Below are 23,970 nucleotides of genomic sequence, written 5' to 3'. Positions count from 1 at the left end.
CTTGCTCCTTGATTGATGGGGATTCTGCAGAAGTCTCTGCGGCCGGTCTCGGGACGGGGCCGGACTCACGCTGACCGCACCACGCGCTCCAGCGCGCGGTCGGTGATGGACCGGGGCCCACGGCCGATGGCCAGGGTCCCGGACTTGACGATCTCGCGGACCCCGTACGGTTCCAGCGCCGCGAGCAAGGCGTTCAGCTTCGCGTCGGTACCGGTCGCCTCGACGACGACGGCGTCCGGCGTCACGTCGACGACGTGCGCCCGGAACAGCTCGACCACCTCGAGCACGCCGGACCGCGAGGCGGCGTCGGCCCGCACCTTGACGAGCAGCAACTCGCGCTGCACGGACGACTCGGGGTCGAGCTCGACGATCTTGACGACCTGCACCAGCTTGTTGAGCTGCTTCGTCACCTGTTCGAGGGGGTGCTCGTCCACGTCGACCACGACGGTGATGCGGGAGATCTCCTCGTGCTCCGTGGGTCCCACGGCGAGGGAGTGGATGTTGAACGCGCGGCGGGCGAACAGGCCGGCGACGCGCGTCAGCACGCCGGGCTCGTTCTCCACCAGGACGGAAAGGGTGTGACGGCTCATTGTTCTCAGGTCCTCGCCCTCAGTCTTCACGGTCCCACGCCGGCGAGATGCCGCGCGCGTACTGGATGTCGTCGTTGCTGACGCCGGCGGCGACCATGGGCCACACCATCGCGTCGCGCGAGACGTTGAAGTCCACGACCACGGGGCGGTCGTCGATCTCCCGCGCCCGCTTGATCGCGGCGTCCACCTCGGAGGGCTTCTCCACGCGGATGCCCACGCAGCCGTAGGCCTCGGCGAGGGTCACGAAGTCCGGGATGCGCACCGTGTCGTGGCCCGTGTGCAGGTCGGTGTTGGAGTAACGCTCGTTGTAGAAGAGCGTCTGCCACTGCCGCACCATGCCGAGCGACGAGTTGTTGATCACCGCCACCTTGATCGGGATGTCGTTGATCGTGCAGGTCGCGAGCTCCTGGTTGGTCATCTGGAAGCAGCCGTCGCCGTCGATGGCCCAGACCTCGGCGTCCGGCCGGCCCACCTTGGCGCCCATCGCCGCGGGCACCGAGTAGCCCATCGTGCCGAGGCCGCCGGAGTTGATCCAGGTGCGCGGGTGCTCGTACTTGATGAACTGCGCGGCCCACATCTGGTGCTGGCCGACGCCGCCGACGTAGACCGCCTCGGGCCCGGCCATCTCGCCGAGCCGCTGGATCACGTGGTGCGGGGCGAGGTGACCGTCGGCGGTCTCGGTGTAGCCGAGCGGGTAGGTCTCGCGCCAGCCGTCGACCTGACGCCACCAGCCCTCCAGGTCCGGCCGGCCGCTCGACTCGTGCTCCTTGGCGAGCTCGGGCAGGAGGTCGCCGATCACCTCGCGCAGGTCGCCGACGATCGGCACGTCCACGGCACGGTTCTTGCCGATCTCCGCGGGGTCGATGTCGGCGTGGATGACGGCGGCACGCGGCGCGAACGACGCGAGCTTGCCCGTGACACGGTCGTCGAACCGGGCACCGAGCGCGAAGATCACGTCCGCCTTCTGCAGCGCGGCCACCGCCGGGACGGTGCCGTGCATGCCCGGCATCCCGAGGTTCTGCGGGTGCGAGTCGGGGACGGCCCCGCGAGCCATGAGCGTGGTCACCACGGGGGCGCCGGACAGGTCCACCAGCTTGCGCAGCAGCTCGGAGGCACCGGCCCGGACCACGCCGCCGCCCACGTACAGCACCGGGCGCCGGGCCGTGGCCAGCAGCTTCGCCGCCTCGCGGATCTGCTTGGCATGCGGCTTCGTCACCGGGTGGTAGCCCGGCAGGGCGAGGTCCTGCGGCCAGCTGAACGTGGTCCTCTCCTGCTGGGCCGACTTGGCGATGTCGATCAGCACCGGCCCGGGACGCCCTGTCGAGGCGATGTGGAACGCCTCCGCGACCGTGCGCGGGATCTCGGCCGGGTCGGTGATGAGGAAGGAGTGCTTGGTGATGGGCATCGTGATCCCCACGATGTCCGCCTCCTGGAAGGAGTCCGTCCCGATGGCGGCCGCGGCCACCTGCCCGGTGATCGCCACCAGGGGGATGGAGTCCATGTGCGCGTCGGCCAGCGGGGTGACCAGGTTCGTCGCTCCCGGGCCCGACGTCGCCATGGTGACGCCCACCTTCCCGGTGGCGTGCGCGTAGCCCGACGCCGCGTGGCCACCGCCCTGCTCGTGCCGCACGAGGACGTGCCGGAGCCGCTTGCTGTCCATGAGCGGGTCGTACGCAGGAAGGATCGTGCCACCCGGGATCCCGAAGATGACCTCGGCACCGACCTCCTCGAGGGACCGGACGATCGACTCCGCCCCGGTCACCTCCTCGGTGGTGACAGCCTTGGCGCGAAGGTCCGCGCGTACCTGCTCACGCGCCTCGGCGCGCGCCGCGAGCTGGGCCGGTGTCGGTGTGGCGGTCATTTCTGTCTCCTGCCGTCGCGCCCCGTGAAGGGTGCCTGCGGATGTTTCGGACAACAAGAAACCCCTCGGTCGTCCGTGGACGACAGGCGAGGGGCGAGCGCGCTGACGAAGCCTGCGAGTGGCGTCAGTCCGCGCGCTCGGGAAGAAGTACTACAAGAATCGTCTGCACGTGACGCACGTTACGCCGAAATGACGGCCGTGTCACCTGCCGAGCCGAACATCCCACGATCCGAGATGTGGCCCGCGTCGGGCCTGGTACGGGCCCCCGTCACCGGAGCTCGCGGCGGCGGAAGAGCAGCAGTCCGAGGGCGACGACGGCCGCGGCGGCGGCCAGCAGGAGCAGACCGCCCAGCCACCACGGACCGACCGCTGCGCCCCACGCCTCGCCGACGGGCAGGCCACCGCCGGCCGGTCCCGCGGCCCACGCGCGGGCGTTGGTCAGCACCGACCAGCGCTCGGCGCCCAGCCAGGCAAGGCCCGCCTCGATCCCGGCCAGTGCCCCGAGCAGCACCGGGATCGCCGTCCACCAGCGCCCCAGCACCGCCCCGGTCGCCGCCCCGGTCGCCGCCGCGCAGACCGCGAGCGCCAGCAGCCGCACCCCGGACCAGGCGAGCTGTGCCGCGAGCGCGGCCACGTCCGTCGTCGTCCCCGGATCGCCCTGGTCTCCGGCCGTGACGGCGACGCCCCACAGGCCCGCGGCGAGCAGCGCGTACGCGACCGCGACGCCCGGGAGCACCGCGAGCCCGGCCGCGACGGTCTTGGTCCGGAACACGTGGTCGCGGCGGGGCTCGACGGTGAGGAGCGCGCGCAGCTCGCCGGCCGGCCCGGCCACCAGGAGGGCTCCGGAGACGGCCGCGAGCAGCACCGGGACGAGGGCGTAGGGCGCGACCTCCGCGGCCGCGGTACCGGCGGCGGCGGACTCGGCGAGCTCCGGGCCCAGCCGGGTGAAGGCGGACAGGACGACCACGGTGACGACGTACACGAGCATCCCCGCAGCCACCCACCAGCTGACGGGACGGGCGACGAACCGCAGCAGCTCCTTGGACAGCAGACGCATCTACGCCCTCTCCTTGCGCTTCTTCTTGCCCGAGGTTCCGGGCCGGTGCGGCGCGGCGTCCCCTGGGGGGTCGTCCGGCGCGGTGTCGGGCCGGTCCGGATCGTCGGCGGCGGTGGCCGACTTGTCGTGCTCCGCGGTGGATCCGCCGAGGGTCTCGGCCGCACGAGCTCCGAGCAGGGCCTTGGCCCTGCCGGTACGGGAGCCGTGATCGGAACCCTGCGTCGCGGCCTGCTCGGCCTTCGCGGGCTTCTCGTCGAGCCGTGCCTGCTTCTGATCGCCTTTCGCCTGGCGGGCAGCCTCTTTCTCCTCCAGCCGCGCCAGGCGCTCCTCCTCCTTGGCCAGCCGCGCCTCTTCCTTCTCGGCGGCGGCCTGCGCACGGGCGAGGACACGAGCGTCGTAGGCCGACTGCTTCTCGGCGACCTTGGCGTCGAACTCGGCCTTGCGCTGCTGTCGCTTCGACATCGGCGTGTCGGCGGCGGTCTCGTCCCCGGCCGTTCGGGCCGGTTCGGGCGTCTTCCCCGCGGGACGCTCGGGCTTCTTCGAGGAAGGTCCCTGACCCGGAGTCCTCCTGGGTGGCGGCCCGGGCTTCGGAGTCCGAGCGGGCGTCGCCCCCACCGCGGGCGACTGCTCGTCGTCGGCCTTCGCCGCGGCTCTGGCCTTCTCCTTCTCCTCGGCCCGGAGCAGCGTCGCGAGCTCTCGCTCGTCCTTCCTGGCCTGCTTCTCGTCACGCTTGGACTGCTTGGCGTTCTCACGTTCCTCGGCCGCCAGGAGCTTGGCGAGCTCCTTCTCGTCCCGCTGCTCCCGCTTTCTCGCGGCTCGCTCCTGCCGACGGGCCGCACGGTCGGGCTTCTCGTCCGCCTCGGGCGTCGCCGACGGTGCTGCGTCAGCCGCTGTCCCCTCGGGCCTCGCCTTGGTTCCCGGCGCAGTCCGGGCGGCGTCTGCCCCGGCTACCGCTGCGACTCCCGCCGCGGCCACGGTGCTCCCCGTCTTCGGCCGTTTCGCCTTCGCGGCCGCCTTCCGCGCGGTCTTCTCCTCCACCTTGCGCTCCGCGGCGGCAGAGCGGTCGGCGTCCGTCAGTTCCTTCGCCGCCCTGCGTCCTGCCTCGGCCTGCTCCTGCGCAGCCCGTCGCTCCGCCTCCGCCTTCTCCTCGGCGGCCTTCCGCTCCGCCACCGCCTTCTCCTCGGCCGCCTTCTTCGCGGCCGTCTCCTTGTCGGCTCTGCGCTGCGCGGCGGCCTTCTTCTTCTCGGCGGCCTTCCGCTCGGCCTCCCTGCGCGCGGCCCGCTCCTCGGCACGGCTCGGCCGGGCGGGCTCGGGCTCCGGCGCGGGCGTGAGGCGGTGCACCAGGGATTCCAGCGACTCCCGGCGCGTGCTCATCTCCGTGACGTACAGCTTCTTCCGCGCCAGGGCGCGGGTCACGGCGGCGGGCTCGTCGACACCGTCCGCCACGACGAGATCGCCGTACCGGTGCGCCTGGAATCCAGCCGCCCGCAGCTCGACGACGGCGCGATCGCCGTCGTCCACCCGCAGCCGCACGGCCGTGGCGACCTCCCCGATGACGTCGGCGGCCTGCCCGTGCGCGAGCGCCCGCCCACCGGACAGGACGGTGACGGTGTCAGCGAGCTGCTGCGCCTCGGCGAGGACGTCGGTGGTCATGAGGACGGCAGGACCGCGGTCGGCGATCTTGCGCAGGAGGGTGCGTACTTCGCTGGTCCCGGCGCTGTCGAGCCCGCGGGTCGGGTCGTCGGCGATGAGCAGGTCGGGGCCGGGCAGCAGTCCCGCGGCGAGCGCGAGCCGACGGCGCGCACCCGGTGAGTACGAGCCGACGGCGTCCCGGGCGACGTTCGCGAGACCGGCCTGCTTGAGCACGAAGTCAACCTGGGCCTTGTTCGTGGTGGCCGGGTGCATCAGGAGGTTGCGACGTCCGCTCAGCCGGTCGAGGAACCCTGGTTCGCCGACCACCGCACCGACCCGTCCGGACAGCTCGCGTCCGACGTCGGGCACCGCGACGCCCAGCAGCTTCGCCGCGCCCCCGTCGGCGTGGGCCAGGCCGAGCAGGAGCCGCAGGACGGTGGACTTCCCGGCCTTGGCCGGTCCGAGCAGGACGTGCAGGCCCCGCGCGGGCACCTTCAGATCGAGACCGTCGACGGCGGCCGACCGGCCACGGACACCGGTGTACGTCTTCCGCAGACCGAGCGTCTCGACGGCGGCAGCCCGTGGCTTGTCGGCGGCGTTCACCCGGACAGGGTAGGGCATACCCGATACGCCCGAGTTGCGGGGGCGCCAGTGCGACCGCGCGGCGAGCGACGTGACAGCGGGCGACCTGACGGCGACAGCGGCGCGAGCATCGTCCCTACCAGAACCCCGCCCCGAGGATCGATGTCTCCGGCGGATCCACACCGAGCCGGTCGCGGAGCACGGTGAGGTCGTAGGTGCGCTCCATGGCGAGATGGCTCAGCGCGTAGCGGGACAGGCGCGGCTCCGTGCCCGTCAGCGCTGCGAGCCGCTCGGCGGCCCGCGCGGCGCGGAGCGACGCCCGCTCCGGCACGGGCACCACCCGCACTTGCCTGCCCCGCGCGAGCATCAGCAGCTCGAGGACCTGACGCAGCACCACCGGCGCGGCGTCCGCGACGTTGGCGACGAGCGGCTGCCCGGCGGCGACCTCGGGCGCGAGGTCTGCCGTCAGCGCCGCGTGCACGGATGCCGCGAGCGTGTCGACGTGCGTGAGGTGGTGCAGTGTCGTGCCCCCGCCGGGCAGGGGCAGCCAGCGCTGTCCGACCAGCGAGGCCTCGAGCCGCGGCAGCAGGGTCGTGTCCCCCGGCCCGTACACGGCGTGCGGGCGCAGCACGACGACGGGCCCCCGGTCCGGTGCGGCGGCGTCGAGGGCGAGCAGGCGCTCGGCCGCGGCCTTCGTGGCCCCGTAGGCGTTCAGGTAGCGGAACGGCAGGACGCCCGGCTCCGCCGTCGGCCCCTCGTCCTCGCGGGCGCGCAGGCTCGGCGTCGTCGGGTCGTACACGCTGCCCGAGGAGATCTGCACGAACCGTGCCTTGCCGAACGTCGCGCGGACCGCGCGCGTCCCCTCGACGTTCACCACCCAGGCCGCGGCCTGGGACCCGCCGTCCCCGACCGCCGCCGCACAGTGCACGACGGCGTCCGCGTCGCCCGGGTGGGCCCGCCCTTCGAGAGGCCCGTGGCGCAGGTCCCAGTGCAGGTGCCGGACGCCGTCGGGCAGGTCTGCGGGCACGCGGCGCGAGCACGCGAGCACCTCGTGCCCCCGCGCGGCCAGGTCACGCACGACGGCACCCCCGACGAACCCCGACGCTCCGGTCACCACCACCCGCATGCGCTGCTCCCCGTTCTCCGGCCGCGGACCTGCCAAGGCGCACCGTACCGTTCCAAGATGTCCGGCTTCGTCACAGGGCCCGCCTCTGTGCCAGCACCAGCGCGTTACGGTCGCAGGGCGTCCTCGTACCGAACGGCGTCCTACGACGGGGCCCGCTTCGCCCCGGGAATCTGTCGGTCACGAGCCCGCCGCCTCCTCAGGAGCCGGCTCCTGCACCGGCTCGCCCCCCACGTGTCGTCTTCCGCAGGAGCGGCGCCGCCGCGGCGGCGAGGGCACCCCGATCCGGCTTCCGCGACCGCCCCGCGAGCGGCACGTGCGACGCCTCGACGACCAGGTCGGGCAGCGCGCCGTGATCGACCACCCCGGCGAGGCGCGGCTCCGTCGCGCGGACGAGCGTGGTGCTCTCCGCGAGCTCGACGGTGCCCGACGACGGTGACCGGTGACCCTCCCCCGTCCGCGCGGCGTCTCCGGAGTCCCGATCCGCGACGAGGACGAGGGCGAGCCGTTCGTCGCCGTCGTCTCTCGGGATGCCGACCATCAGTGCCTCACCCACGCCGGGCAAGGCCCGGATGAGTGGTTCGAACAGGCCGGGGTAGATGTTCACCGTGCCCCGGATGATCATGTCGCGGGTGCGCCCGACCAGGACGAGGCGCCCGTCGGCGTCAGCCCTGGCCAGGTCGCCGGTGCGGTGCTCGGTGGCGGATGGGCGGCCCGCGTCGAGGTCGCTGAGGTAGCCGGCCATGAGTGACGGGCCCGAGAGCACCAGCTCGCCGACACCGTCGTCGTCCGGGGCGTCGATGCGCGCCGTGACGCCGTCGAGCGGGAAGCCGACGAGGTCACCGGCCGGCCGAGCGTCGGCGTCGGCGTCGGCGTCCACCGCGGGCACGACACGTCCCGCGGCGACCTTGACGTCCCCGTCGACCATGGCCGCGGGCAGCATCTCGGTCGCCCCGTACACGCAGATCCACCGAGTTCCGGGCAGTACTCGGGTGGCACGCTCCATCAGGGCGGGAGTGACGGGCGCGGCGCCGACCGCCATCACTCGCGGGCCCGCCCCAGGGTCGGTCCCGGACCCGCGACGCGCCGATCCCTCCGATCCCTCCGAACCGTCCGGTCCGCCGGAGCTTCCTGGGCGCCGCTGGTCCTTCTCGATCTCGTCCAGGAGGGCGGTGACGTCGGCAGGCACCGCGAACGACGAGTCCGCACCCGCGATCCCTCGCCTGAACGCGGCCGGGTCGGCGGCGGGCGTGCGGGCAGGGATCTCCCACACAGCACCCGCCAGGAGCGCGGGCAGCCCGAGGAAAAGCTGGTCGGTGTGGGCGAGCTGCCGCGCCTGCAGGTCTCCTACCTGGGAGAACAGGCGGAGCATGCCGGCGAGCGAGGCAGTGGTGTGTACGACGGCCTTCGGGTCCGCGGTCGTGCCCGACGTGAAGACGACCAGAGCCTCAGCGCCATCGCGACCACCTCGCCGCCCGCCCGCCGGTCCCTCCTTCACGGAAGCCGCTCCCGTCGAGGCGCTGTCCCCACCGAGCCCGCCGCCCGGACTCCCGGCACGCTCGACCACGCCTGCCTCCCGGCCACCGGCGAGAGCGCTGATCCGGCGGGCGGCGGGTGGAACGCCCGGGAGCCACCGTCCCGCGTACAGGTGCCGCACCGGAAGGCGACCGTAGTTCGGCAGGAGCAGTCCACGGCTTCGAGCCACACGAGCCAGCGGCCCCGACGACGCCGCGTACAGCAACGCCTCGGTCGCCGCCCAGCGAGGAGCCGCGGCGGCCAGGCGCGCCCCGAAGAGCTCCGGGGTCGAGCCCGGGTCGACGAACACGATCGAGCCACCCGCGTGGATCACCGCGAGGCAGAGGACGACGCCTTCCGGGCGCGGCCGGATGCTGAACAGCACGCGGTCGCCGGGCCGCAGCCCGGCGGCTCGTAGCCCGGCGGCAGTGTGCTCGACACGCTTCGCCAACGCCGCGAACGTGACCTCCTCGCGCACACGGGACCCGCGCCCTGCACCACGAGCACCCGGGAACCGGTCGCCGAACCAGCGCAGCGCGACGCCACGCGGGTCGATCGTCCCGTCAGCGACCGACGTCAGAAGGCCGTCGACGAACGTGTGCCCTGGGTCCATGGGAGCCGAACGTAGCCGAGCCCGGTGGATGTGCGACAGCCGGCCGCTCACGTCCATGCACCCCCTTGTCCTGTGCTGTGCCTCCGGCCGGCTCGGTGAGCCTGGCTACGAGTCCAGCGTCTGCTCGGTGATCGGTCCTGCGGCACGATCATCTCGCATTCTTGCGCTCCAGGCGGGTTATCCACAGATTCGATACAGCCATGGCGATAGGCATTCTGCATGCATAGGATCGAACACGTCAGCGATCGAGGTCGGCTCGGTCGGACCAGCTCAGGAGAGGTGTTGTCTGATGGGTGGTGCGATGTTCGACGACGGCGCCGGGCATGCCCGGCCCTGCGGCGTCGTGCCCGCCGGGTGGGACGGCGGTGGCTTCGACGACGTGGAGGTGGTGGACGAGCTCGGTCTGCCGGTACTGCCTCCGGAGCACACCGAGGAGGAGCTGGCTGCGATCCTGGCGACGAACCCGTACGGCGTCGGGACCGTGGGCGCCGCTGAGGCCGTGGGTGTCGCGCGTCGGCCGGGTGGTGCGGTGGGTGCGGTCGTCGACCTGCCGCGGCTGCTGCTGGAGGACGCGGCGCGGTTGGCCGGGGGCGCGTCGCTGGCGGGTGCCTTGAGGGACCTGACCGGGTTCGGTCGCCCGGACGAGGTGGGTGTGGTGGACGCTCACGCGGTGGATGGACCGCAGGCCCTTGACCTGCTGGGCGAGGACGAGCTGCGGCGGGTGGTCGCGGGGTGGGAGCGGTTGGTGTCCTGGGCGCGGGCAGGCCAGGCGCGGGCGGGGGCCGAGCTGATGGCGCGTACCGATGGTCCGCTGTGCCGGGACTCGGTAGCGGGTGAGATCGCCGGGGAGCTGGGGGTGACGACGTCCGAGGGGTGGCAGGTCGCGGTGCGAGGTGAGGGTTTGAGCCTGTACCCGGACCTGGCCGGTGCGTTGGCTGCGGGGCGGGTCGATGTACGTAAGGCGGACACGTTCCTGCGCGCCGGTGCACGGCTGAGCGTGGCCGAACGAGGTGCGGCGATCAGCGACCTGCTCCCCCACGCCCCCGCCCGTACGTGGCGGTGGGTCAGTGAGCAGATGAACGCGCGTGCTGCCACGCTGCACGGCAGGAAGGCGCGGCAGCGGGACGTGGTGGAGCGGTGCAACGTGTGGGCCGAGCAGGCAGGGCCCGCGCAGGGCAGGATCGTGGCGGACCTACCGGTCCTGGACACGGCCAAGACGTTCAACGCCGTCCAGGCCGCCGCCAAGGCCCTGAAGAACGTCCCCGGCGAGAGCCGCCCCCTGGGTGCCCTCCGAGCCGCGGCCTTCACCGCGCTGGTCACCGGCGACCTCGTCCTACCCGGCACCGATGACGACAACGAGGACGACGGCGACGGTGTCGGTGTCGGTGTCGGTGTCGGCGCTGGAAGCTCGGTCGAGCCGCCGCGCCTGGTCGAGCCCGTCCTGGACACCGACCTGATCCCGATCCCCGACGCCCCGTCGGGGACGGCACTGACCGGCCCCGCACCCGTCCTTTCACCCGGGAACAACACCTGCAGTGCCAGCGACGACGGCAGCAGCAGCGGGCGCGATGTGCCGGATGCTGTCGCAGCGGCCGCGGGTGTGCGGGTGCGGGTCATCGAGGTGCCCGCGACCGTGCACGTGACCGTGCCCGCCTCGGTGCTCCTGGACCCGGACGACATGACTCCGGGCGTCCTGGAAGGCATCGGCCCCATCCCGGCCGACCACGCCGCACACATCGCCGCCGACGCCACCTGGCGGCGCCTGCTGACCGACCCGGCCACCGGCATCCTCACCGACTACTCCACCCGCACCTACACCCCCGCAGCCACCCTGCGCGCCGCCGTGGCCACCCGGGACCAGACCTGCCGATTCCCCGGCTGCCACCGCCCCACCCACACCGGAAACCGAGCCACGGTCGACCTGGACCACATCGACCCCTACGACAAGGACCACCACTACCGCCCCGACGAACCCGGCCAGACCCGCGCAGACAACCTGCACGCCCTGTGCCGCAGACATCACAACCTCAAGACCCACGCCCACTGGAAAGTCACCCGAGACCCCCGCACCGGAGCCACCCGCTGGACCGCGCCCACCGGCAGCACCACCACCGTCGCACCCACCATCGTCGACCCCACCGTCCGCTACGGCCTCACCCACGGCCTGACACTCGCCCGGCCATCGAGCCCTGCCGACCACCACTCCCGCTCTGCAACCGGACCGCCACCCTTCTGACCGGCCGAGGCTCATCGGCCGGAGGACAGCGCAACCCGCCGTACAGAGCAGAAGCGAGCACGTGCACGTCACTACGGCGTCGAGGCGTGCGCGACCTCGCCTGCTACAGCGTCCGCGCAAACGTGAGCTCAAGCCGCCGATAGGCCGGCACGAGCACACCACGCGCGGGCCACCGCCTCCCTACCGTCAGCCCGCCGCCCACCACCGGCCCGTCACCCGTCGCCGCCTCACGACCCACCTCGACGAGCGGCGTCAGCGCATCCAGTACCGCCTCCACCTGCGCCATCGCCAGCGGCATCCCGAGGCAGAAGTGCGGGCCCGCGCCGAACCACAGGTGCCGTACGGCCGGCTCGACGGCGCGGTCCGGGTCGAAGCCGCCCGCCGCGCGGCAGCAGTTCACGGTGGCGATCACGACACGGTCTCCGGCCCGGACCCGCTCTCCGCCGACGACGGCGTCCGCCCGCACCGAGCGCAGCATCGCCGGGGTCGGCACGGTCACGCGCAACGCCTCCTCGACGACACGGCGGCGCAGTTCGCCGTCGCCCCGGAGCAGCCTCCCCAGCCACCCCGTGTCGTGTGCGATCGCCAGCAGGCGTGGCACGAGCGACTGGATCGTCTCCGTCCCGGTCAGCACGAACGCCCCGACCGCGCCCATCGCCTCACGCTCCGACAGCCCGAGCCCGCGCATCCGCCCGGGCACCGTCGACTCGTCGCCCGCGCGGTACGCGTCACGCGCGGGCGCGGTCAGCTCCTCCAGCACGCGTCGCGCGTGCGCCGCCTGCGAGGTCGTGAGCCCACGACGGTGGAGCCGCACCATGCCCGTCACCGCCCGGGCCGCCGCCATCGATCTCCCCACCGCGGCGTCCGTGGGCGGCAGCCCCACGAGACCGCAGATCACGACGCCGGCCTGCGCGGTGACGGCTTCGGCCAGGTCCACGGTCTCCCCGCGCGCCAGCCGTGCCGCCAGCTCCCGCAGCACTCCGCCTTGCTCGTCCCCGACCACGCCAGGCTCGCTCCCCGCCTCGCCCGCACCGCCATCACCCCCCACCCCGACAAGCTCCCGCACCGCCCGCGGCGCGAAGATCGGCCCGAGCGCCCGCCGCAGCGCCGCGTGCTCCGCGCCCTCCATGTTCAGCAGCACGGATGGCCCGAGGACCGGCGTCCACAGGTCCGACGGCGAGCCCGGCCCCACCTTCGAGAACCGCTCCACGTCGAGCAGCACCCCGCGCGCGACCGCGGCGTCGTTCACCACCACCCCGACCCGCGGAACCCGCACCACCGCCCGGCGCCGCAACGCCCGCAGCACCGGGTACGCGACCGGGTGCGCGGCCCGCTGGACGCGCTCCTCCCAGGCGGCCTCGCCAGGAACGGCTCCCGGGCGTACGGACGTCCGCCGTGACGTCACCGGATGTCCACCACGTCGGGCCGGTACCGGTGGTCCGCGTACCAGGCGAGCGTCCGCACCACGCCCCAGGCGTGCACGCGCCGCGTCGAGGCCCGTACCCACACGTCCCGATGCTCCCCGTAGGCGCCGGTCAGCCGCCGCACCGCGTTGACCAGTGCGCGGTCCTCGTGCAGGTCCTCGATCCTGGTCCGCGGGAAGCCGCCCGCCCGCTCGTACAGGTCGGCGGTGATCGCCATGTTGCAGCCGGGCGCCATGACGTACGGCCCGAGGTACCCGTCGTCCCGGTTCCCGGGCCGCAACTTGCCGAACGTGCTCGCCAGCCACACCACGCCGGCCAGCGCCGACTGCTGGAGCCGCGACACCTTCCGGTCGTCCGTGCGCGGCACGAGCCGCCCCGCGATCAGCTCGTCGCCCTGCCCGAACGCCGCCCGTACCGCACGCGTCCACCCGGGCGGGGGCAGGCAGTCCGCGTCCGTCCGCGCCAGCAGCGTGGCACCCGCCGCGGCGGCCGTGCGCATCCCGGTGTCCGCGGCCGCGCCGGTCCCCTTCTCCGCCTCGTCCACGACTCGCCACCGCTCCCCGCGCCCGAGCTCCGTGATCGTCCTGCGCACCAGGTCGGCGGTCCCGTCCGTGGACCCGTTGTCCACCACGACCAGGTCGAAGTCGTCGTCCTCCTGCGCGTGCAGCGCCTCGAGCGTCGCGGCGATCCCGTGCTCGTGCGCCTCGTTCAACGCCGGGACGACGACGGCGAGCCGCCCCGCGGCCCGGCCGGACGGCGCAGTCCCCGCCTGCCCCGCGCTCACCACCGCACCACCATCGCGCCCATGCTGATCCCGCCGGCCAGCCCGACCAGCAGCACCACGTCCCCACGTCGCAGCCGCCCGTCCTGCTCGGCGAGGCTCAGCTGGAGCGGCAGTGTCGCCGACGCCACGTTGCCGTGCTCGCTGACGGTCACGAGCGTGCGGTCCCGCGGCACGCCGAGGCTCCCGAACACGTCGTCCAGGGAGGCCACCGCCACCTGGTGCACCGCCACGAAGCCGACGTCGTCCCACGTCACGCGCGCCTTGGACATCGCCTCGACGACCACGTCCGGCCCGAGCTCCAGGAACGCCTCGCGCAGCCGCGAGCCGTCGATCTCGAAGTAGCTGCGCTCCGGGTCGCGCGGGTTGAACGTCCCGCCACCCGGCAGCATCCCCACGTCCCAGTGGTGCGACGCCGCCGTGAACGCCGAGGCCAGGATGCCCGACGGCGCCGCGCGGGCCAGGTCCGCGAGCTCGGCGTCCAGGTCACCGGCCCCGCCCCGGCCGGCTCCGGCAGCCCTGCGCCCGGCTCCCACCGCCTCGACCAGCACCGCCGCACCGGCGTCGGACATCGTGTACCCGGGCGCGGAGAGCGCGTACGTCGCGCGGTCCGGCACGTCCCACCGCACCCCGCGGCTCGGCATCTCGCCGCACGCGACCAGGACCCGCCGGTACCGTCCGGTACCGATCAGCGCCTCGGCCACCTCCATCCCGTTGAGCACGGAGTTGCAGGCGTTCTTCACATCCATCACCGGGCACGACGCCCCCAGCCTGGCGGCTGTGATGTGCGCGGTCGCGGGCTCGACCATGTCCTGCGAAGCCGATGCGAAGATCAGCAGGTCGATGTCCGACGCCGTCCGTCCCGCGCCGTCGAGCACCTCCCGCGCGGCCGCCACCGCCAGGTCCGAGGCCTGCTCGTCCGGGGCTGCCACGTGCACGGTCCGCACGCCGGTGAGCCGGGAGACCAGCGGGACCTGCGGCGCGATCTCCGGGTTCCGCCGGTGCAGGTCCCGCTCCGCCTCGGCGACGTCGCGCGTCGTCCCGGGCAGATGGACGGCCACGCCGGCAACCCTGGCGACAGGCTGCGACGGCTCGGGGACGACGGCGGCCGAGGTCTCGGCAGCGGCCGTGATGTCAGTCGGCACCCGCACACGGTAGCGACCCGCACCGGCACGGCTCACGAACGTCCGGGGCGGCGTCCGGATGCGCGCCGGCGACCGGATCACGCTCCTCGTGTGGTCCGCGCGGCCCGCTCGTAGATCCGCCGGACCACGTCCTCGATCTCCGGCTCCGCGATCGTCAGGTCCAGCACCCCGGCACGCTCCGAGACGGCCGCGAGCACGCGGGCCGCCGTCGTCGTCCCCGGGTCGAACGCCAGGTGCTGGCGCAGACCGTCGCCCTCGCTGCTCAGGTGCCGCGCGCCCGGTACCGACAGGTCCGCGCAGGGCTCGGCGAGGTCCACGACGAGCACCCGCTCCGCTCCCACGGTCCGGGCGAGCCCGTCGATCGTCCCGTCGTAGGCGAGCCGTCCGTGGTCCACCACGAGGACCCGCCCGCACAGCCGCTCGACGTCGCCCATGTCGTGCGTGGTCAGCAGCAGCGTCGTCCCGTGCTCCCGGCGCTCTCGCACGAGGAACTCGCGCAGCCGCTGCTTGGACAGCACGTCGAGGCCGATGGTCGGCTCGTCGAGGATCAGCAGCTCGGGCCGGTGCAGCAGGGCGGCCGCCACCTCGGCCCGCATCCGCTGCCCGAGCGACAGCTGCCGCACGGGCGTGGCCAGGTACTCGCCCATGTCGAGCGTCTCGACGAGCTCGGCGGTCCTGGCCCGCTCCTCGACCCGCGGCAGCGAGTGGATCGCGGCGAGGATCCCGAACGACTCCCGCACCGGCAGGTCCCACCACAGCTGTGACCGCTGCCCGAACACGACGCCGATCCGCCGCGCGAGCCGCCGCCGGTCCTTGACGGGCCGGAGCCCGCACGTGGCGACCTCTCCACGGGTCGGCACGAGGATCCCGGCCAGCATCTTGATCGTGGTGGACTTCCCGGCTCCGTTGGCGCCGATGTACCCGACCGCCTCGCCCGGCGCGATGTTCCAGGTCATGTCGTCGACGGCGGTCAGGCGCCGCATCTTCAGCCCGTCGCGCACCCGGAAGTCGCGGGTCAGGCCCCGCACGTCCACGATCGCGTCCGTCGTCCCGCTCATCCTCCGCCTCCTTGGTAGTGCCGTACGCCCGCGCGCCACGCGAGCAGTGCCACGGTCCACGCCCACGCGGCGGCCACGGGCGAGAACCAGCCGAGCCACGCGGGCAGCCACTCCGCGCCCGGCCGGTCGAGCAGCAGCATCGTGGGCAGGTACGCGCAGAACGCCATCGGGAACACGAACCCGAAGATCACCGTGATGCTCCGCAGCCACACCGTGGCCGGCTGCGTGGACGCGTGCCGCCCGCCGTACACGAACGCGTTCGTCACCTCCTGGGCGTTGAGCAGGAAGAACTGCATCCCGCCCGCGGCGACGAAGTTCGCGCAGAAGATCGCGAAGCCGCACACCAGCGACATCGGCAGCAGGACGACGGCGTCCAGGCCCCAGGCGATGTCGTTCGCCGCGAGCGCCCCGGCGAGGACGACGACGGCGAGCGCCGACCGTCCCGCCCGCCGCAGGCTGATGTCGCTGGTGACGAGCTGCGCGAGCAGCGGCTGCGGCCGGAGGTACAGGATGTCGACGGTCCCGGCGCGGACCTGCTCGGCGAGGTTGTCCACGTGCCCGAACACCATGTCCGCGTTCGAGAACGCGAGCTCGGCCAGCGCGAACACGAGGAGCGCCTGCTTCAGGTCGAGGCCGCCCAGCGTGCCGTTCGCCGCGGTGAAGAGCACGACCACCTCGGCCATCTCGGTCAGCCCGACCACCGCGGTGCCGACCAGGTCGGCCCGGAAGCTCGTGCGGTAGGCGCGCTGGGCGCGGATCCGCGAGGCCAGCACGGCCCGGTACGGCCGCAGTGCCTCGCCCACGCGGTCGCGCACCGCCTCACCCACCCTGCACCTCCAGCCTGCTCCGCCCGAGCCGCGTCGTGACCCGGCCCGCCGCGAGCGCGAGCGCGAGCCAGCCCGCCTGCGCGGCGATCAGCCACACCGCGTCGCCGCCCGTGGTCCGCCCGCTGAGCACGTCGATCGGGTACATCATCACCGCCGGGAAGGGGGTGGCGACCGCGATCGCCTGGAGCCAGTCGGGGAACAGCCAGACCGGCGTGATGAGACCCGTCAGCAGCCCGGCCAGGCCCATGTACAGCACCTGCAGCCCGCGGACCTCGACGAGCCAGAAGCCGGCCGTGCCGAGCAGGTAGACCAGCGAGTGCGACAAGATGATCCCGAGCAGCAGGCTCACGGCACCGAGCACATAGGGCAGCCCTTCGTCCGGCATCGTCATCCCGACCAGGAGCACGCCCACGGCCATGCTCGGGAGACCGCGCGGGAGCAGCGCGAACAGGCCGCGGCCGACGTCGTCGGCGATGCTCGCGAGCTGCACGTCCACGGGCCGCAGGAAGTCGACGGCGATGTCGCCGGACTTGATGCGGTGCGCGGTCCGGGGCAGGGACCAGATGTTCACGGACCCGAGCAGCCCTTGGCTGAGCCAGACGTAGGCGGCCATCGTCCCGGCGGTGTAGCCGTCGACCCGGCCGCCACCGTCGCCCACGAGCGTCAGCAGGATCCCGGACTTGAGCAGCCCGAACGTCGCGTTCGCGAGCAGCCCGGCAACAGCGGCGGGCAGATAGCGCGACTGGGTGCGGAAGCCCGCGGCGAGGATCCTGGTGTAGACGCGCACAAGCGCGAGACAGTACCGGAGTCCTTGCCGCGGGTCTCGTGATTTATCGGGCCGGCGGTCCGCCGGTCCGCACCGGGAGCCTCCGGGGCCGTCAGCGCGCCGGGAGCCGGGTGAGGTCCCGCACCGCGCCCTTGTCCGCACTGGTGGCGAGCGCCGCGTAGGCGCGGAGCGCCGCCGACACGTACCGGTCGCGCGCCTTCGGCTGCCACGGACGCTCGGACGACTCCATCTTGGAGCGCCGCTCCGCGAGCACGTCGTCCGGCACGTCGAGCACGAGGGACCGCGCCTCGACGTCGATGGAGATCGTGTCGCCGTCCTCGACCAGGCCGATCGTGCCGCCCGCGGCCGCCTCCGGCGAGACGTGCCCCACGGAGATGCCCGACGACCCGCCGGAGAACCGCCCGTCGGTGATCAGTGCGACCTGCTTGCCGAGGCCCCGTCCCTTGATGAACGACGTCGGGTACAGCATCTCCTGCATGCCGGGACCGCCGGCCGGGCCCTCGTACCGCACCACCACGACGTGGCCGGGCTCGACCTGCTTGGACAGGATCTTGTCCACGGCCTCCTCCTGCGACTCGCACACCAGCGCGCGGCCGCTGAACCGGAACACGTCCGGGTCCACGCCGGCCGTCTTGAACACGGCGCCGTCCTCGGCGATGTTCCCGCGCAGCACCGCGAGACCGCCTTCGACGGTGTACGCGTGCTCGATGTCGCGGATGCAGCCGTCGGCGGCGTCGGTGTCGAGCGACTCCCAGCGGTTCGCCGTCGAGAACGCCTTCGTGGTCCGCACGCCGCCCGGCGCCGCGTGGAACAGCTCGAGCGCGGCGTCGGTGGTCTTGCCGCTGCGGATGTCCCAGTCGTCGAGCCACTCGCGCAGGGTCGGGGTGTGCACGGTGGTGACCTCGCGGGCCAGGAGCCCGGCCCGGTCCAGCTCGCCGAGCAGCGCGGGGATGCCGCCCGCCCGGTGCACGTCCTCCATGTGGTAGTCCGGGTGGTTGGGCGCGACCTTGCTCAGGCACGGTACGTGGCGGCTGAGCTCCTCGATGTCGGCGAGGGTGAAGTCGACCTCGGCCTCCTGGGCGGCGGCGAGGACGTGCAGCACCGTGTTCGTGGAGCCGCCCATCGCGACGTCGAGCGCCATCGCGTTCATGAACGCGTCCTTCGTCGCGATCCCGCGTGGCGCGGCGGTGTCGTCCTCGTCCTCGTAGAAGCGACGTGCCAGGTCGACGACGGTGCGGCCCGCGTTGAGGAACAGGTCCTTGCGCGCGGCGTGCGTGGCGAGCGTCGACCCGTTGCCCGGCAGCGACAGCCCGAGCGCCTCGGTGAGGCAGTTCATCGAGTTCGCCGTGAACATGCCGGAGCACGACCCGCACGTGGGGCAGGCGTTCTCCTCGACCAGACCGAGCGCGGCGTCGTCCACGTCGTCGTCGGCCGCGTAGTTGATCGCGTTGATGAGGTTGAGGGGCGTCTTGGCGACGCCGTCGGCCACGACCGCCTTGCCCGCCTCCATCGGCCCGCCAGAGACGAAGACCGCCGGGATGTTCAGCCGCAGCGCCGCGTTGAGCATGCCGGGCGTGATCTTGTCGCAGTTCGAGATGCACACCAGCGCGTCGGCGGTGTGCGCGTTGACCATGTACTCCACCGAGTCGGCGATGAGGTCGCGGCTCGGGAGCGAGTAGAGCATGCCGCCGTGGCCCATCGCGATGCCGTCGTCGACGGCGATCGTGTTGAACTCCTTGGCCACGCCGCCGGCCTCGCGCACGGCTCCCGCCACGAGGTCGCCCATGTCCTTGAGGTGCACGTGGCCCGGCACGAACTGCGTGTACGAGTTCGCGATCGCGATGATCGGCTTGCCGAAGTCCTCCGAACCCATACCGGTGGCGCGCCACAGGGCGCGGGCACCGGCCATGTTCCGGCCGTGCGTGGAGGTACGTGATCGCAGCGGACGACTCATGCGCTCACGATAGTCCCGGGTCCGGGGACCGGACGTGCCAGGTCACAGTGCGGACAGCGGTCGGTGAGAGTACCGCCGACGACAGGATACGTAATCGTTTCATGACCCACCTTTAACACCTTGTGATAAATCTATGATGCGGGCCATGACCACCACTGACACCGCACCAGTGACCGCACGGGCCCGCACCGCCACGCCCGTGGCCCGACTCCTCGCCACGTGTCGCCTGCTCCTGGCGGCCGTCTTCCTCTGGCCGCCGCTCGACAAGGCGTTCGGCCTCGGCTATGCCACGCCCGGCGACGCCGGGTGGCTCACCACCGGGAAGTCCCCCACCTCGGGCTACCTGGGGCACATCGACGGGCCGCTGGGCGGCTTCTTCGCGGGGCTCGCGAACCCCGTCTCCGACGTCCTCTTCATGGCCGGGATGGCCGGCACCGGCATCGCCCTGCTGCTCGGCATCGGGCTGCGGCTGGCCGCGGCGGCCGGTGGGCTCATCATGCTGATGCTCTGGCTGTCGGCCTGGAACTTCGCGCCCGGGTCGAACAACCCGCTCGTCGACACCCACCTCGTCTACGCGGCCCTGCTCGCGACGCTCGCCGCCACCCGCGCCGGCGACACGTGGGGCTTCGGGAGCGCCTGGGCGGCGTCAGGGATCCCGGGCGCCCGGACGTGGCTCCGCTGACGGCGGGCCGTCAGTCGGCGGAGTCCGCGAACTCGTCCTCCAGGACGCTCATCACGTACGCGTCCGACCACGTGTCGCCGTCCGGGTACACGTCGCGCAGACGCCCCTCCTCACGGAAGCCCAGGGACTCGTAGAGCGCCTTGGCCCGCGGATTGATGCTCAGCACGTCGAGACCGACCCGGTGGAGCCGGGGCCCGGGGTGCTCCGGCGCGCCGACGAAGGCGAAACGGAGCACCTCCTCGATCGCCTCGCGGCCGTACCCGCGGCCGCGGTAGTTCGTCAGCATCTGCAGCCGCAGGTTCGCGGACCGTGCCTCCGGGTCGATGCCGTTCAGCACGATCTCGCCGATCAGCTCGTCGCTGACGGGGACGCCGTCGCGCATCGCCGCGGGGACGACCGCCCAGTCGAACCGGCCGGGGCGGTCCGAGACGACGGCCGCCCACTTGTCGATCTGCTCGCGCGTGAAGGTCGTCGTCGTCCCGGTCAGGCGCATGCCCTCCGGGTCCTGGACCGCCTCCCAGAGACGGTCCGCGTCACGCGGTTCGATCGGCCGCAGGCGCACCAGCTCGCCGTGCAGCACCGGCCCCCTGGTCACTGTCCGATCCGCTCCAGCACGAGCTCGCGCACGCGCTTCGCGTCCGCCTGTCCCTTCGTCGCCTTCATCACCGCGCCGATGATCGCGCCCACGGGGCCCTGGTTGCCGCCCCGGACCTTCTCCACGACGTCGGGCTGCGCGGCGAGCGCCTCGTCGACGGCGGCGAGCAGCGCGCCGTCGTCGGACACCACGGCCAGCCCCCGCGCCTGCACGACGGCGCCCGGGTCGCCCTCGCCCGCGAGCACGCCGTCGAGCACCTGGCGAGCCAGCTTGTCGTTGATCTTCCCGGCCGCGATGAGCTGCTCCAGCTCGGCGATCTGGGCGGGCGTGACGGCCATGGTCGCGAGGGCGACGTCGTCCTGCTTGGCACGGCGGGCGAGCTCGCCCATCCACCACTTGCGGGCGCCGGCGGGGGTCGTGCCCCCGGCGACCGTCGCTTCGATGAGCTCGATGGCGCCGGCGTTGACGACGTCGCGCATCTCGGCGTCGGCGTACCCCCACTCGCCCTGCAGCCGACGACGGCGCTCCACCGGCATCTCGGGCAGCGTGGTGCGGATCTCCTCGACCCACTCGCGGCTCGGCGTGACGGGGACGAGGTCCGGCTCGGGGAAGTAGCGGTAGTCCTCCGCGTCCGACTTCACGCGGCCCGACGTGGTGATACCGGTGTCCTCGTGCCAGTGCCGCGTCTCCTGGACGATCGTGCCGGCGGCGTCGAGCACCGCGGCCTGACGGGAGATCTCGTGCCGCACCGTCCGCTCGATCGACCGGAACGAGTTGACGTTCTTCGTCTCGGTGCGGGTGCCGAGCGGCGACTCGGCGGTGGGGCGCAGGGAGACGTTCACGTCCGCGCGGACGTTGCCGCGCTCCATCCGGGCCTCGGAGACGTCGAGCGCGCGGAAGATGTCGCGCAGGGTCTGCACGTAGGCACGTGCCACCTCGGGGGCGCGCTCGCCGGCGCCCTCGATCGGCTTGGTGACGATCTCCACCAGCGGGATGCCGGCGCGGTTGTAGTCGACCAGGCTGTACTCCGCGCCGTGGATACGACCGGTCGCGCCGCCCACGTGGGTGTTCTTGCCCGCGTCCTCCTCCATGTGCGCGCGCTCGATCTCGACGCGGAAGACCGCTCCGTCCTCGAGCTCGACGTCGATCCAGCCCTCGTACGCGATCGGCTCGTCGTACTGCGAGGTCTGGAAGTTCTTCGGGACGTCCGGGTAGAAGTAGTTCTTTCGGGCGAACCGGCAGGACTCCGCGATGCTGCAGTTCAGCGCGAGGCCGATGCGGATCGCATACTCGACGGCGGTGCCGTTGACCACGGGCAGCGCGCCGGGCAGGCCCAGGGACACGGGAGTGGTCTGCGTGTTCGGCTCGCCACCGAACTCGACCTCGGCCGCGCAGAACATCTTCGTCGTCGTGCCGAGCTCGACGTGCACCTCGATGCCGAGCACCGGGTCGTACCGGCGCACGGCGTCGTCGTAGGCCACGAGGGCGGTGGTCGGTGCGGCGGTCATCGGGTCAGCTCCGTGGTCTTCAGCTCGGGGGCCTTGGCCAGCAGCGGGCCGCCCCAGGTCGTCTCGAGGGCCGCCTCGAGGGCGGCACCCACGCGGTACATGCGGTCGTCGGCCTTCGCAGGGGCGAGGACCTGGAAACCGACGGGCAGCCCGTCGGACAGACCGTTCGGCACGGACAGGCCCGGCACGCCGGCGAGGTTGGCCGGGATGGTCGCGACGTCGTTGAGGTACATGGCCAGCGGGTCGTCGAGCTTCTCGCCGAACTTGAAGGCCGTGGTGGGCGCCGTCGGCGACACGAGGACGTCCGCCTGCTCGAACGCGGCGGTGAAGTCGCGCTGCACGAGCGTGCGCACCTTCTGCGCGCTGCCGTAGTAGGCGTCGTAGTACCCGGCGCTGAGCGCGTAGGTGCCGAGGATGACGCGACGCTTGACCTCGTCGCCGAACCCGGCGCCGCGGGTCGCCGCCATGACACGCTCGGCGGTGGGGGCGCCCTCCGCGGGCTCGACCCGGAGGCCGAAGCGCATCCCGTCGAACTTGGCGAGGTTGCTCGACGCCTCCGACGGCATGATCAGGTAGTACGCGTCCAGCGCGTAGACGAAGTGCGGGCAGGAGACCTCGACCACCTCGGCGCCGAGGCCACGCAGGGCCTGCAACGACTCCTCGAAGCGGGCGCTGACGCCCTCCTGGTAGCCCTCGCCCGAGAGCTCCTTCACCACTCCGACCCGCAGCCCGGACAGGTCGCCGGCCCGGCCCTGGCGGGCCGCCTCGACGAGCCCGGGCACCGGCTCCGCGATCGACGTCGAGTCGCGCGGGTCGTGGCCGCCGATCAGCTCGTGCAGCAGTGCGGCGTCCAGGACGGTGCGCGTGACCGGGCCTGCCTGGTCAAGCGACGACGCCATGGCGATGAGCCCGTACCGTGAGACCCCGCCGTAGGTGGGCTTCACGCCGACCGTCCCCGTGACGGCGCCGGGCTGGCGGATCGAGCCGCCGGTGTCCGTCCCGATCGCGAGGGGCGCCTCGAACGCGGCGACGGCGGCCGCCGAGCCGCCCCCGGAGCCGCCGGGGATGCGCTCGAGGTCCCACGGGTTCTTCGTGTTGCCGTAGGCCGAGTGCTCGGTGGAGGAACCCATCGCGAACTCGTCCATGTTGGTCTTGCCGAGGATCGGCAGGCCGGCGGCCTTGATCCGCTCGACGAGCGTCGCGTCGTAGGGCGGGACCCAGCCCTCGAGGATCTTCGAGCCCGCCGTGGTGGGCAGCCCCTTGGTGACGACGACGTCCTTGACGGCGATCGGCACGCCCTCCAGCGGCCCGAGCTCCTCGCCGACCGCGCGCCGCGAGTCGACGGCGGCCGCGGTGGCGAGCGCCTCGTCCGCGCTGACGTGCAGGAACGAGTGCAGGTCGCCGTCGACGCCGGCGATGCGGTCCAGGTGGGCCTGCGTAGCCTCGACGCTGGAGACGGTGCCGTCCACGATGGCGGCGGCGAGCTCGGACGCGCTCAGGCGTGTGATGTCACTGGTCATCTCTTACTCCTCGCCGAGAATCTGCGGGACGAGGAACCGGCCGTCCTCCTGCTCCGGGGCCCCAGCCAGGACGTCCTGCTGCGGCAACGGCTGCTGCGGGACGTCGTCGCGGAACACGTTCGTGAGCGGGATCGGGTGGCTCGTCGCGGGGACGTCGGCAGTGGCGACCTGGCTCACGCGGGCGATGGACTCGACGATCACGTCGAGCTCGCCGGCGAGACGGTCGACCTCGTCGGAACGCAGGTCGATCCGGGCCAGGCCGGCGACGCGCGCGACCTCGTCTCGGGAGATGGTGGACATGGCCGCCAGTCTAGTAGCGAAGCTCGCCGGGGATACCCGGCGAGCGGCGTGACATCAGCACGAGGGGCCGGGGCCGTCCCGCGCCGTGGGGTGTGGGGCTCTTCGGCCCGTGTGTGTAAATGGAGGAAGCCCTCAAACTGGTGTTTGAGGGCTTCCTGTGAAGTGGGGTCCGGCGGCGTC

Annotated in this window: 19 protein-coding genes; 2 read left to right on the top strand and 17 right to left on the bottom strand. The window is 72.9% G+C overall.

Features of this window, described 5'->3' with window-relative positions; translation table 11 throughout:
• Positions 1 to 65 precede the first annotated feature (65 nt).
• The 6 genes from ilvN to ACYU96_RS00070 all read right to left on the bottom strand — a co-directional run bounded on the left by ilvN (position 66) and on the right by ACYU96_RS00070 (position 8,973).
• The gene (gene ilvN, locus ACYU96_RS00095; RefSeq protein ID WP_460747913.1) at positions 66 to 590 is read right to left on the bottom strand and encodes an acetolactate synthase small subunit; all 525 of its coding nucleotides are present in this window, start codon (positions 588 to 590) and stop codon (positions 66 to 68) included.
• 19 nt (positions 591 to 609) lie between these two features.
• Positions 610 to 2,451 carry an acetolactate synthase large subunit gene (locus ACYU96_RS00090; protein WP_460747911.1) on the bottom strand — a complete coding sequence of 614 codons (1,842 nt, stop codon included), beginning with the start codon at positions 2,449 to 2,451 and terminating at the stop codon, positions 610 to 612.
• 268 nt (positions 2,452 to 2,719) lie between these two features.
• The gene (locus ACYU96_RS00085; protein WP_460747910.1) at positions 2,720 to 3,508 is read right to left on the bottom strand and encodes a hypothetical protein; all 789 of its coding nucleotides are present in this window, start codon (positions 3,506 to 3,508) and stop codon (positions 2,720 to 2,722) included.
• Positions 3,509 to 5,743, bottom strand: a complete 2,235-nt coding sequence (locus ACYU96_RS00080; protein ID WP_460747908.1) for an ABC transporter ATP-binding protein — start codon at positions 5,741 to 5,743, stop codon at positions 3,509 to 3,511.
• Between the two features lie 115 nt (positions 5,744 to 5,858).
• Complete coding sequence (locus ACYU96_RS00075) at positions 5,859 to 6,884, bottom strand: NAD-dependent epimerase/dehydratase family protein (RefSeq protein ID WP_460747906.1); 1,026 nt, start codon at positions 6,882 to 6,884, stop codon at positions 5,859 to 5,861.
• Positions 6,885 to 7,044: 160 nt separating this feature from the next.
• A complete protein-coding gene (locus ACYU96_RS00070) occupies positions 7,045 to 8,973 on the bottom strand; it encodes a class I adenylate-forming enzyme family protein (RefSeq protein WP_460747905.1) in 1,929 nt (642 codons plus the stop codon).
• Positions 8,974 to 9,262: 289 nt separating this feature from the next.
• On the opposite strand from ACYU96_RS00070, the gene ACYU96_RS00065 reads away from it, so the two are divergent.
• Entirely contained in the window at positions 9,263 to 11,209 is a 1,947-nt protein-coding gene (locus ACYU96_RS00065; RefSeq protein WP_460747903.1) for an HNH endonuclease signature motif containing protein, read from the top strand.
• Positions 11,210 to 11,312: 103 nt separating this feature from the next.
• Here the strand turns inward: ACYU96_RS00065 and ACYU96_RS00060 are convergent, their stop codons facing one another.
• The 7 genes from ACYU96_RS00060 to ilvD form a co-directional block, all read right to left on the bottom strand.
• Positions 11,313 to 12,614 (bottom strand): cytochrome P450, encoded by a 1,302-nt coding sequence (locus ACYU96_RS00060; RefSeq protein ID WP_460747902.1) that lies wholly within the window; start codon positions 12,612 to 12,614, stop codon positions 11,313 to 11,315.
• The gene (locus ACYU96_RS00055) at positions 12,611 to 13,417 is read right to left on the bottom strand and encodes a glycosyltransferase (protein ID WP_460747900.1); all 807 of its coding nucleotides are present in this window, start codon (positions 13,415 to 13,417) and stop codon (positions 12,611 to 12,613) included. The genes ACYU96_RS00060 and ACYU96_RS00055 overlap by 4 nt, the downstream gene beginning before the upstream one ends.
• Positions 13,414 to 14,559, bottom strand: a complete 1,146-nt coding sequence (locus tag ACYU96_RS00050) for a 3-oxoacyl-ACP synthase III family protein (RefSeq protein WP_460747899.1) — start codon at positions 14,557 to 14,559, stop codon at positions 13,414 to 13,416. The genes ACYU96_RS00055 and ACYU96_RS00050 overlap by 4 nt, the downstream gene beginning before the upstream one ends.
• Before the next feature lie 77 nt (positions 14,560 to 14,636).
• Positions 14,637 to 15,617 (bottom strand): ABC transporter ATP-binding protein, encoded by a 981-nt coding sequence (locus tag ACYU96_RS00045; protein WP_460747896.1) that lies wholly within the window; start codon positions 15,615 to 15,617, stop codon positions 14,637 to 14,639.
• A complete protein-coding gene (locus ACYU96_RS00040; RefSeq protein WP_460747895.1) occupies positions 15,614 to 16,444 on the bottom strand; it encodes an ABC transporter permease in 831 nt (276 codons plus the stop codon). Before ACYU96_RS00040 ends, ACYU96_RS00045 begins: the two co-directional genes overlap by 4 nt.
• Complete coding sequence (locus ACYU96_RS00035) at positions 16,437 to 17,231, bottom strand: ABC transporter permease (RefSeq protein WP_460747893.1); 795 nt, start codon at positions 17,229 to 17,231, stop codon at positions 16,437 to 16,439. Before ACYU96_RS00035 ends, ACYU96_RS00040 begins: the two co-directional genes overlap by 8 nt.
• Positions 17,232 to 17,322: 91 nt before the next feature.
• On the bottom strand, positions 17,323 to 19,185 hold the full coding sequence (gene ilvD, locus ACYU96_RS00030; RefSeq protein WP_460747892.1) for a dihydroxy-acid dehydratase: 1,863 nt from the start codon (positions 19,183 to 19,185) through the stop codon (positions 17,323 to 17,325).
• A gap of 145 nt (positions 19,186 to 19,330) precedes the next feature.
• On the opposite strand from ilvD, the gene ACYU96_RS00025 reads away from it, so the two are divergent.
• Positions 19,331 to 19,867: a DoxX family protein gene (locus ACYU96_RS00025; protein WP_460747889.1), complete on the top strand. Its 537-nt coding sequence runs from the start codon at positions 19,331 to 19,333 to the stop codon at positions 19,865 to 19,867.
• Between the two features lie 10 nt (positions 19,868 to 19,877).
• On the opposite strand, the gene ACYU96_RS00020 is transcribed toward ACYU96_RS00025, so the two are convergent.
• The 4 genes from ACYU96_RS00020 to gatC are packed head-to-tail and all read right to left on the bottom strand — an operon-like array spanning position 19,878 to position 23,790.
• Entirely contained in the window at positions 19,878 to 20,462 is a 585-nt protein-coding gene (locus tag ACYU96_RS00020; RefSeq protein ID WP_460747888.1) for a GNAT family N-acetyltransferase, read from the bottom strand.
• A complete protein-coding gene (gene gatB / locus ACYU96_RS00015) occupies positions 20,459 to 21,970 on the bottom strand; it encodes an Asp-tRNA(Asn)/Glu-tRNA(Gln) amidotransferase subunit GatB (protein ID WP_460747886.1) in 1,512 nt (503 codons plus the stop codon). The genes ACYU96_RS00020 and gatB overlap by 4 nt, the downstream gene beginning before the upstream one ends.
• A complete protein-coding gene (gene gatA / locus ACYU96_RS00010; RefSeq protein ID WP_460747885.1) occupies positions 21,967 to 23,490 on the bottom strand; it encodes an Asp-tRNA(Asn)/Glu-tRNA(Gln) amidotransferase subunit GatA in 1,524 nt (507 codons plus the stop codon). The genes gatB and gatA overlap by 4 nt, the downstream gene beginning before the upstream one ends.
• 3 nt (positions 23,491 to 23,493) lie before the next feature.
• On the bottom strand, positions 23,494 to 23,790 hold the full coding sequence (gatC, locus tag ACYU96_RS00005) for an Asp-tRNA(Asn)/Glu-tRNA(Gln) amidotransferase subunit GatC (RefSeq protein WP_460747882.1): 297 nt from the start codon (positions 23,788 to 23,790) through the stop codon (positions 23,494 to 23,496).
• Between the last annotated feature and the right edge of the window lie 180 nt (positions 23,791 to 23,970).

Source organism: Myceligenerans cantabricum (assembly GCF_054777735.1).
This window is presented reverse-complemented; position numbering and strand designations above follow the sequence as displayed.